At 66.6% G+C, this 10450-nt stretch carries 10 protein-coding genes; 4 read left to right on the top strand and 6 right to left on the bottom strand.

Annotated features, from left to right (window positions below; genetic code table 11):
• Nucleotides 1-74 precede the first annotated feature (74 nt).
• From KYX69_RS06565 to KYX69_RS06540, 6 genes are all read right to left on the bottom strand, one after another.
• Nucleotides 75-1283 (bottom strand): ABC transporter permease, encoded by a 1209-nt coding sequence (locus tag KYX69_RS06565; protein ID WP_300495208.1) that lies wholly within the window; start codon nucleotides 1281-1283, stop codon nucleotides 75-77.
• On the bottom strand, nucleotides 1283-1993 hold the full coding sequence (locus KYX69_RS06560; RefSeq protein ID WP_300495206.1) for an ABC transporter ATP-binding protein: 711 nt from the start codon (nucleotides 1991-1993) through the stop codon (nucleotides 1283-1285). The genes KYX69_RS06565 and KYX69_RS06560 overlap by 1 nt, the downstream gene beginning before the upstream one ends.
• Entirely contained in the window at nucleotides 1986-3374 is a 1389-nt protein-coding gene (locus tag KYX69_RS06555; protein WP_300495203.1) for an efflux RND transporter periplasmic adaptor subunit, read from the bottom strand. Before KYX69_RS06555 ends, KYX69_RS06560 begins: the two co-directional genes overlap by 8 nt.
• Complete coding sequence (locus tag KYX69_RS06550) at nucleotides 3374-4864, bottom strand: efflux transporter outer membrane subunit (protein WP_300495201.1); 1491 nt, start codon at nucleotides 4862-4864, stop codon at nucleotides 3374-3376. Before KYX69_RS06550 ends, KYX69_RS06555 begins: the two co-directional genes overlap by 1 nt.
• Nucleotides 4865-4977: 113 nt before the next feature.
• Complete coding sequence (locus KYX69_RS06545) at nucleotides 4978-5673, bottom strand: NnrU family protein (RefSeq protein WP_300495198.1); 696 nt, start codon at nucleotides 5671-5673, stop codon at nucleotides 4978-4980.
• A gap of 24 nt (nucleotides 5674-5697) precedes the next feature.
• A complete protein-coding gene (locus KYX69_RS06540) occupies nucleotides 5698-7470 on the bottom strand; it encodes a peptide MFS transporter (protein WP_300495196.1) in 1773 nt (590 codons plus the stop codon).
• A gap of 179 nt (nucleotides 7471-7649) precedes the next feature.
• Between KYX69_RS06540 and KYX69_RS06535 the strand changes: the two genes are divergently transcribed.
• The 4 genes from KYX69_RS06535 to KYX69_RS06520 all read left to right on the top strand — a co-directional run bounded on the left by KYX69_RS06535 (nucleotide 7650) and on the right by KYX69_RS06520 (nucleotide 10443).
• Nucleotides 7650-8231 carry a nitroreductase gene (locus KYX69_RS06535; RefSeq protein ID WP_300495193.1) on the top strand — a complete coding sequence of 194 codons (582 nt, stop codon included), beginning with the start codon at nucleotides 7650-7652 and terminating at the stop codon, nucleotides 8229-8231.
• A gap of 70 nt (nucleotides 8232-8301) precedes the next feature.
• Entirely contained in the window at nucleotides 8302-8658 is a 357-nt protein-coding gene (locus KYX69_RS06530; RefSeq protein ID WP_300495190.1) for a GntR family transcriptional regulator, read from the top strand.
• A 19-nt stretch (nucleotides 8659-8677) separates the two neighbouring features.
• A complete protein-coding gene (locus KYX69_RS06525) occupies nucleotides 8678-9703 on the top strand; it encodes a hypothetical protein (RefSeq protein WP_300495189.1) in 1026 nt (341 codons plus the stop codon).
• On the top strand, nucleotides 9700-10443 hold the full coding sequence (locus tag KYX69_RS06520; protein WP_300495188.1) for an ATP-binding cassette domain-containing protein: 744 nt from the start codon (nucleotides 9700-9702) through the stop codon (nucleotides 10441-10443). The genes KYX69_RS06525 and KYX69_RS06520 overlap by 4 nt, the downstream gene beginning before the upstream one ends.
• Nucleotides 10444-10450: the final 7 nt, after the last annotated feature.

Here is a 10450-nt window from a genome sequence, read left to right as displayed (position 1 = left end):
CGCTCCCCCACCCGGCCACCCACAAGGTATCTTCGATGGGTGGCCGGGTGGGGGAGCGGGCCGGTGCCGCGACGCTATTCATGCCGCAGCGCGTCGATCGGGTTCAGACTCGCCGCCCGCCGGGCCGGGAAGAAGCCGAAGATCACCCCGATCGCCGCCGCGATGGCAAAGGCGATGATGTTGATCTGAAGATCGAACGTCCACGGGACCTGCATCACCGGGGTCAGGATCGCGATCACGACCTGCGCCACCAACAGCCCGATGACGCCGCCCAGCATCGACAGCACGATCGCCTCGACCAGAAACTGCATCAGCACCTCGCGCGCGACCGCGCCGATCGCCAGGCGAATGCCGATCTCGCGCGTGCGTTCGGTCACGCTGACCAGCATGATGTTCATGATACCGATCCCGCCGACGATCAGGCTGATCGCCGCCACCGTCGCAACGATGCTCGTCAGCAGCTGGGTCGTCCCGGTCAGCGTCGCGCTGATTTGCGCGGTGTCGAAGATGTTGAAATTGTCCTGCTCGCCCGGCTCGATCCCGCGCCGCTCGCGCAGCAGGTCGCTCAGCGACGCTTGCACCGTGGCGGTGTCATAGGCGGAATCGACCCCGACCAGCATCAGCCGGATGTCGCGATTGCCGCTAAAACGGCGCTGCACCGTCTTGATCGGCATGAGGATCACATCGTCCTGATCGCCGCCAAACCCCGCCTGTCCGCGCGTCGACAGCGTGCCGATGACGTCGCACGACACGTCGTTGACGCGGATGCGCCGCCCGATCGCCTCGCCGCCGCGGAACAGGTTCTGCCGCACGGTATTGCCGATGATGCACACCGCCTTGCCCGCTGCCTCCTCCGCCGGAGAGAAGGTGCGCCCGCCGGTCAGCGGCCATGGCTGGACCTGGAAATAGGCATTGCCGGTGCCATTGATCGTGGTCGACCAGTTGGCGCCGTTATAGATCGCGGTGCCGGTGGCCTGCGCCTGTGGCGCGACCGCCGTCACTCCCGCGATCTGTTCGCGGATCGCCTCGACATCCTGCTCCTCGAAATCGGGCGGGCGTGGACCGCCGCCGCCGCGGCCGAAACCCTGGCCAGGGCGTACTTGCAGGATGTTGGTGCCAAGGCTGGCGATCTGCTTCTGCACGGCCGCTGTCGTCGCATTGCCGAGCGTGACCATCGCCACCACCGCCGCCACGCCGATGATGATGCCGAGCGTCGTCAGGAACGAGCGCAATTTGTGCCGCAGGATCGATCGGATCGCGAGGGTGAAGGTGGTGCCGAGCATCAGGCGTCAACTCCCGCCCGCGCACCGGACTCGATCCGCTCGACCAGCCCATCCTTGAAATGGACGATGGTGCGAGCAAAGGCGGCCATGTCCGGCTCGTGCGTCACCATCAGCACGGTGATTCCGCTTTCCTGATTGAGCTGGGTGAGCAGTTTCATGATCTCCACCGACCGCTCCGAATCGAGGTTGCCGGTCGGCTCGTCGGCGAGCAGTACCGCCGGGCTGGTGACGATCGCGCGGGCGATGGCGACGCGCTGCTGCTGGCCGCCCGAGAGCTCGGCGGGCGTGTGGTCCCACCACCGGTCAAGCCCGACCTTTTCCAGCGCCGCCATGCCCAGGCTGTGCCGCGTCTTCTTGTCCTCGCCGCGATAGAGCAGGGGCAGTTCGACATTCTCCAGCGCGCTGGTGCGGCTGAGCAGGTTGAAGCCCTGAAACACGAAGCCGAGATAGCGGCGCCGCAGCAATGCGCGCTGGTCGCGGTCGAGCGCCTCGACATGCACGCCCTTGAACAGGAATTGCCCGCGCGTCGGCACGTCGAGGCAACCCAGGATGTTCATCGTGGTCGACTTGCCCGATCCGGACGGTCCCATCACCGCGACGAAATCGCCCTGTTCGATGTCGAGATCGACGCCCTTCAGCGCCTGAAACGCGGTCGGCCCCTCGCCATAGGTTTTGGTGACGCCGCGCAGGCGGATGATCGGATCAGCCACCCGATGCCCCCGCCTTGCGCTGCCCGCCGCCCGAGCCGCCGCCGGAACGCTTGCTGCTGCTCCCCGAGCTTTCGCCAGCAAATTGGCCGGTGATCACCTCCATGCCCGGCTTCAGATCGCCCGACAGCACTTCGGTGACCTGGCCGTTGGTGTCGCCGGTGGTGACCTCGATCGCGCGCGGCTGGCCGTCCTCGCCCTTCACATACACCGTCTGCTTGGCGCCGCGGGAGATCGTCGCAGCCTTCTCATTGTCTCCGCCGCGGCGTCGACGACTGGGCACAAGGGCGCCCGAGATGCCGCCCTTCGCGGCCTCCTGCCCGCCCGCGCTGGGGGTAAAGCGCAGCGCGGCGTTGGGGACGAGCAGGACGTTGTTCTTCTGCAGCGTCACGATCTCCGCCGTCGCGGTCATGCCGGGACGCAGCTTCTGTTCGGGATTGGCGACCGACAGCGTCGCGCCATAGGACACGACCTGCGCCGTGGTGCTGGTGGTCGTGGTCGTGCTGGTCTGCGCCGACAGGTTCGATCCGACATCGACGCGCTGGATCACCGCCGGGAAGGTCTGGCCGGGGAAGGCGTCGACGGTGAAGCTGGCTTTCTGCCCCTGCTTGACCTGTCCGACATCGGCTTCGTCGATCGCGACCTCCAGCTCCATCGCGCTCAGATCTTCGGCGATCACGAACAGGGTGGGCGTATTGAACGATGCCGCGACCGTCTGGCCCGGCTCGACCTGGCGCGCCAGCACCACGCCGTTGACGGGCGAGCGGACGATCGCCTTGTTCCGCTGCGTCACGGCCGAGCGCAGCGCCGCCTGTTGCGAGGTGACCTGTGCCTGGCTGGCGCGCACCGTCGCGACCGCGCGCGCGACCGCCGCGCGGGCATTGTCGAGTTCAGTCTTGGCCGGAACGCGCCCGCCCGACAGGCGGCTGACTTCCTCGAACCGCGCGAGCTGGCTCTGCGCCTCGACCAATGTCGCCTGATTCTGTGCGACCGTCGCCTGTGCCGCGGCCACCGATGCGCGCGCCTGGGTGATCGAATCGTCGAGCCGTTCGGGGTCGATCAGCGCGAGCGGCTGGCCCGCCGTGACGCGGTCATTGACGTCGACCAGCACGCGCGTGATCAGGCCCGACAGTTCGGAACCGACCTGCACCTGATTGGTGGGGGTCAGCTTGCCCGTAGCCGACACGGTGACGGTCAGCGCGCCACGCTCTACGGCGCGCGTCGCATAGCCAGCCTCAGCGTCGCCGCCGAACAGCCGCGACAGGGCGAACACCGCGACGACCGCGATCACGCCAAGGACGATCCATTTCAGATAGCGCCGCCATGCGGGCACGGTCTTCGCACCCAGAAATTCGTCCAGCTTCGGAGTTGCAGCGTCGGCCATCAATCGGTTCCGGTTCCAGAAACAGGGGGAGGTGCGGTCACGGTGTCGGGGGTCGGCGCGGTCGCCGCATCCCAGCCGCCGCCGAGCGCCAGGTAGAGCTGGATCAGCGCATTCGCCTTGTCCGAGCGCGCCTGGTTGAGCCCGTTGCGCGCGGAAATTAGCGAGGCTTCGGCCTGGCTGAGCGTCAGGAAATCGGCAAGACCGGCGCGATAGGAACTGCGCGACAGGATCGCGCTGTTGTTCGCGGCATCCAGCGCTATCACGAATTCGCGTTCGCGGGCCTGCGCGGTCTGGAGCGCAACGACGGCGTTCTCGACCTCTTCGATCCCGACCAGCACGGTCTGCTTATAGGCGTAGAAGGCACCATCCGCCGCCGCCTGCGCCGAACGAACCTGCGCGCGGGTGCGGCCGGCGTCGAAGATCGTCTGCGCGATGCTGGCGAAGACGCGGCCGGTGATGACATCGAACAGGCTGGTGACGCTGCCTGCTCCTGCATCGATGCTGCCGCCGAGCGAGAGTTGCGGGTAGAGCTGCGCTTCCGACACGCCGATCTGCGCGACGGCGGCGGCGAGGTTGCGTTCTGCGAGCCGCACATCGGGCCGCTGGCGCAGCGTATCGGCGGGGATGCCGACCGTGATCCGCTCCGGCCCCTGCGGGATCGCGCGCACCGCCTCCATCTGTGCCTTGAGCGCGCCCGGAGCCTGTCCGGTCAGCACGCCGAGGCGCGAGACGGCGCTGTTATAGCTTGCCTCGATCGACGGGATCGACGCGGCGGTCTGTGCCCGGGTTGCGCGCGCCTGTTCCTGATCGAGCGAGGAGACGAGGCCCGCCTGCACGCGGAAGCCCGCAATTTCGAGGTTATCGTCCTGAATGGTCAGGCTCTCGCGCGCATTGGCGAGCTGTGCCTGCGCGGCGCGGGCGAGGATGTAATTGCGGGCGATCTCACCCTGGATCGACACCAATGTCGCGGCATAGCTGTAGCCAGATGCCTCGAGCTGCGCGCGGCTCGCCTCGACCCCGCGCCGCACGCCGCCGAACAGGTCGACCTGATAATTGACGTCGCCGCCGAGCGAGAAGCTGGTGCTGCCGCCCTGCGATACCGTCGTGACAGTGCCATCGGGCAGGGTGACCTGTGTGCTCGTCCCGCGGATCGGTTCGCTGCGCGACGCGCTGCCGCCTGCGCTGACCGAGGGGAGGAGCGATGCGCGCGACTGGACCAACGCCTCACGCGCCTGACGCAGCCGCGTCACCGCCTGCGCGACATCGAGACTCTGGCCCGCCGCCTGCTCGACCAGTCCGGTCAGCATCGGATCGTTGAACGCGGTCCACCAGCGTTGCAGGTCTGCCTGCGCCTGCTGGTCCGCCGCGACCGAGAAAGCGGGCGGAACGCCGAGTTGGGCAGCGGTGCTCGGCCGGTAATCGGGACCGGCGGCGCACCCGGCGAGCGGAAGCGCGGCGATGCCGAGCATCAGAAGGGGACGAACCATCATGCCCCGAAAATGGCTAGCGGGCCTCCGCACGTCCACCAAAAGAGTGTCGCAAATTGTAAGCATCGCGTTGGAACACGCGCGAAACGAATTGGTTGCGTGGGGAATCTAACCGATCAGCCGCCGACCCAGCGCCAGATACCGGCCGGCATATCCGCCAGCGGCAGATGCGCCCAGGTCGCGCCGAGCCACAGGAGCGTGCCCCCGACGGTGGCGATGGTGCCGGGCCATGCCGCAGCGCCCTGCGCACGGCCCTGTGCGATCGCGACGAACGGCCAGTAACTCGTCACCCCCTGCCAGCGCGGCCAGAAATCGGGCTGGAGCCGCCGTTTCTTTTCATCCTGTAACGCTGCGCCGCCCAGCGCGAGCAGGCCGATGCTGCTCGCCAGCACGATTTGCGCCGGCTGTGGAAAGACCAGGATGTGCGCCAGCGCCCATAGGCCGAAGCTCCACATCATCGGATGGCGGGTGATCGCGAACACCCCGCGCGGGCGTGGCACGGCCTTGGGTTTGCCGGTCGGGTCCGGAAGGGCGGGATTGCCGATCAGTGATCCGACGAAAAGGACCGAAGCGAGCAACATGATCGCGCTCGCTACGCCCCACAGGCCGTCACCGACCGCCCAGAGCGGGGTTGCGTCCGGCATCCGCCCATAAACATGCGCCATCCAGCCCAGCGTGGCGAACGCGACCAGCGAGTAAATCCCAAGAAAAAGCCGCTCGCCGACAGCGTCGACCAGCGGCTTTCGCAAGGGGTGGGAGAGGAGGAAATGGGTGCCCAGAAACGCCGCACAGGCCGCGATCAGTAACCCCATTTCCCCCTCCCGATGGTCAGACGATCAGCGCGTCTCGTCCTTGAGATGGATGCCCGGCGCCTGCGGCTCGGCGAGTTCCGCCTGACCGGCCAGATCGTCATCCTTCAGCGTGTCGAGATGCATCAGCTTCTTGATCAGCGGCGAGATGACAATGATCGCGATGCCGACGCCGATCGCGACCCAGCCGATTGTGCTATACACGTCGAGCACCGTGGATTTGCCCGCAGCTTCGCCGCTCGCGCTTTCCGATCCGGTCGCCGCAGCGATCAAGCCGGCCGCGAAGTTGCCGGTGGCCGATGCGAAGAACCAAGTGCCCATGATCAGGCTTGCCATGTGCGCAGGCGCCAGCCGGTTCATCGCGCTAAGGCCGACCGGCGACAGGCACAGTTCCCCGGTCGTGTGCAGCAGGTAAATCAGGAAAATGAAGACCAGCGGGATCATAGTCCCTTCGCTGCCGCCGCCCGCTACAAGGACGAGAAAGCCTGCACCGAGCTGGATCACCGCGAGGCCGAACTTTGCCGGTGTGGAGGGCTCGATGCCCTTGCGGCCGAGCGAAGTCCACAGCCACGCAAACAGGGGAGCCAGAAGCACGATGTAAATTGCATTGAGCGACTGGAACATCGATGCCGGGATGTTCCACCCCAGGACGGTGCGATCCACGTGCTCCTTGGTAAGCAGATTTAGCGACGAGCCCGCCTGTTCGAAGAGCGCCCAGAACAGGATCGAGCCGATGATCAGGAACATCGCTGCAAAAATGCGGTCGCGATCATGATTGGTGCGACCGATCGATTGCCAGATCACAACGATGAGAGAGAGCGCAAAGCCGGCCAGTGCGGTGTTTTGCGCCTGGCCGTCCGAAAGGCTTCCCAGGAACATTCCGAGGAACGCGACGATCGCGATTGCACCACCCAGGGTGAAAAGCGCCAGAGGGAGTTTCGGCGCAGCGGCATAGGAGCCATGTACGAACACGAAGGTCGCTACGCCGAGCACGTAGAGGATCAGAATGGTGCCGCCGATACCGAGCAGAGTGCCGACGACAGCCTGATTTTGGACCAGCCACCAGCAGGCCACAACCGCGACGAGGCCGAGGATGTACAGCAGCCACTCCAGTTTGATCCCGGCAACGGCACGCGACAATCTGGCTGGGTCCGGTGCCTCGCCCTTGCCGTTGAGCAGCGGCTTCCCGAGCACGAAGACGATCAGCCCGAGCAGCATGCCCACGCCCGCCGCGCCGAAGCCGTAGCTCCAGCCATAGGTTTCGCCGAGATAGCCGCACAGCAGCGCGCCGAGCGCCGCGCCAAGGTTAATCCCCATGTAGAAGATCGTGTAGGCGCCGTCGCGGCGTACGTCAGTGCGCGGATAGAGCTGGCCCACGATCACCGAGATGTTTGCCTTCAGGAAGCCCGAGCCGACGATGATGAAGGCGAGCGCGAGCCAAAAGATGTTGAGCGACGCCGGATCATTGCCGCCGTCACCCTCGAATCCCATCAGGAAGTGGCCGAACGTAAGCAGCACTGCGCCGTACAACACCGCCTTGCGCTGTCCGAGGTATCGATCGGCGAGATAGCCGCCGAGCACCGGGGTGATGTACACCAATGCGGTGTAGGCGCCGTAGATGACGCCGGATTCCGACTTCGAAAACAGCCAGTGCTGGGTCAGGTAGAAGATCAGCAGCGCGCGCATGCCGTAGTAGGAGAAGCGCTCCCACATTTCGGCGAAGAACAGGATGAACAGGCCGAGCGGGTGGCCCAAAAAGGTTCGCTCACCGCCCGGTGCGGCTGCTGGTGTGTGCGCCATCGGCACGAAACTCCCTGACATTTGCGGCCTCTGGGGGCCGGATCGCGCAAAGACTAGCGGCAAACACCCGCATGTGAAGCCTGATTGTCACACAGGTAACCAGACTTGTGCCCCACAGAGTTGCGAACCGTTCGCAAAAATGCTTGGCGCGCTCGGCTGGAGCGGCTAACGGGCGGGCCATGACCTTCAACGACACCAGCACCCCGCTGTCGCTGCTGCGCACCCGCCGTTCGGGCAAGGCGCGCGACCTGATCGCGCCCGGCCCGGATGCAGCGCAGCTGCGCGACATCCTCGCTATCGCAGCGCGCACGCCCGATCATGGCAAGCTCGCTCCGTGGCGCTTCGTGGTGGTGCCGACCGAGGCGCGCGATGCCTTTGCCGCGCGGCTGGTCAATGCCTATCGTGCCGAGCGACCGACCGCCTCGGCGCTCGAAATCCAGACAATGGAACAGTTCGCGCGGCAATCCCCGACGTTGGTGGTCGTCCTCTTTTCGCCCAAGGTCGGTAGCCATATCCCGCTATGGGAACAGGAACTGTCGGTCGGCGCGGCGACGATGAACCTGCTCCACGCCGCGCATGCGCATGGGTTCGCGGCGAATTGGCTGACCGGCTGGCCCACGTTCAGCGATGCGGTGCGCGACCTGTTCGGCGCGGAGCCCGAGCGGATCGCGGGATTTGTCTATATCGGTACCCAATCCAAGCCGCTGGAAGAACGCCCTCGTCCCGAACTCGATGCGATCGTGTCGAATTGGGTAGCTTGAGCGTCAGACGGTTTCAGTAGAAACCGCATTGGGGGTGGAACTTTAATCCCCCGTGCTGTATTAAGGCAGCATGACAGCACTCGAGCACGAAGACAGCCCGGTTTATCTGAAGCTGCGCGCCAGCATCGCGACCGCGATCCTGCGTGGCGAGTATCGGGCGGGGGACCAATTGCCATCGGTGCGCGCGCTTGCCGCCGAACATGGCGCCAACCCGCTGACGGTGGCGAAAGCGTATCAGAGCTTTCAGGACGACGGCTATGTCGAGGTGCGCCGCGGCGTCGGCATGTTCGTCCTGCCCGGCGCGGTCGAACGGCTGAAACTGGCCGAGCGTGAGCGTTTCCTGACCGGCTACTGGCCCAAGGTGCGCGACCATATCGCGCTGCTGGGCCTTAGCGCCCACGAACTGCTGGACCGCGAGATCGCCTGAACCTGCCGCGCGCCAGCTGATGCACCCGCTGCTGCGCTATGAATGGGCGGTATTGCGGGGCGAGGCCGCGTTGGCATTGCCCGGTTGGCAGGACTGGCTGATGCTGGCGGTGATGGTCGCGCTGGCACTGGCGCTGTTGATCGGCTCGGATGCTGCCATCACACTGCGCGACAGCCGCGTGGCAGTGGCGGTCGGCGCGCTTGCCGGATGGGCCAGCGTGCGCGCGGCCCAGCGGCGGCTCGACCATCTGGTCCGCGAATCGGTCATCGCGTCGGCCGCGCTCGATCCGGTCGGGCGGCGACATTATCGCGCCGCGGTCCTCACCAGTATTGCACTGCTGCTGGTCGCGATCGCTGCGTTCGCCGGTGGGGCGAGCATCCTCGTCATGGTTGCCGGAATGACGGCGGGGGCGCTCGCCGCAGCGCTGGCTCCGTTGCGCATCTTGCGACCGTTCGGGGCCGCACGGTCGTCGCACAGCGATGCCCGCCCCCTCACGGTGGCGGATGCGATCAGCGACGTTCAGCTACGTGCCAACCACCCGCGCTGGCGGATCATCGTGCCGCTGGTTGCCGCACTGGCGAGTGTCGCGCTCACCATGGCGCTGCCGATCAGCTGGAACCCCGCGCTGCGTCATGCCATTCCCGCAGCAACGACAGCACTGACGATGCTCGCGCTGAGCCGCGTCGATGCCGATATCGTGATGTTTCTGGCGCGGATGGGGCACGGGGCGTGGCACAGCGCCGGACTGCATCTGCGCGTGGCGGGGCTTTACGCCGTGATCCTGCTCCCGCTGATGCTGCTGGTTGCGCCGTCCGCCTTCTGGCCATGCGCTGCGGCGATCATCGTGGTCGCCCTGTTCACGCTGCTGCGCGTGTGGAGCTTTCGGGCCTATTCCAGGCGGTATGCCGACATGATCCTGCTGTTCGGCGCGGCCGGTGGCGCGGTGCTCGGCGCCAGCTTCCCGCCGCTGCTGATCCCCTATCTTGCGATAGCCGGGATCGCCCTGCTGCGCCGCGCCGCCCGCGCCACGTGGAGCATGGCATGACCGAGGCGCTGGGCACCACGAAGCTTTCGGTGATGCGGGATAGTGTGCAGGCCGTGCGCGATATCTCGCTCTCGATCGTATCGGGCAGTTGGTTCGGGCTGATCGGCGCCAATGGATCGGGCAAGACCAGCTATTTGCGCGCGGTCGCGGGGCGGTTGCCGGTGCAGGGCGGCGTCGTGCGGATCGACGGCGCGGACTGCACCGCCGACCGGGCGCGCCGGGCAGCGGCCATCGGCTACGCCCCCGATGCCGCGATGCTTCCGGGTGCCCTGACGGGCCGCGCGGTGCTGGGGATCGTCGCAGACGATTCGGACCGCGCGCTATCCGCCATCGGCGACATCGCTGCTGCGCTGGCGCTCGCCCCGCTGCTCGACCGCCGCATCGGCGCCTGTTCTGCCGGTCAGCGGCAGCGCATCGCCATCGCCTGTGCCTTCGCCGCCGGGCAAGGCATTGTGATCCTCGACGAGCCGTTCAACTGGCTCGATCCGGTCGCAGCCTATGACCTGCGCCACGCCCTTGCGGCGCGGGTGGCCGATGGCTTGACCTTGGTCACTGCACTCCACGACCTCGCGACGCTCAGCAGCGCATGTCACGCGGGCGCGCTGCTAACCGAGGGATGCGTCGCGCTTGAACTCGATGCCGCCGCCCTTGCCAGCGCACGCAGCGACCCCGCGGCATTTGAAGCGCGGACGATCGCGCATCTGCGCGGTCAGGCGGCAAAGGTCTCAGTATCGACCTGACGTCTGG

It is taken from the genome of Sphingomonas sp., assembly GCF_030145815.1.
Taxonomy (GTDB): Bacteria; Pseudomonadota; Alphaproteobacteria; order Sphingomonadales; family Sphingomonadaceae; genus Sphingomonas.
This window is presented reverse-complemented; position numbering and strand designations above follow the sequence as displayed.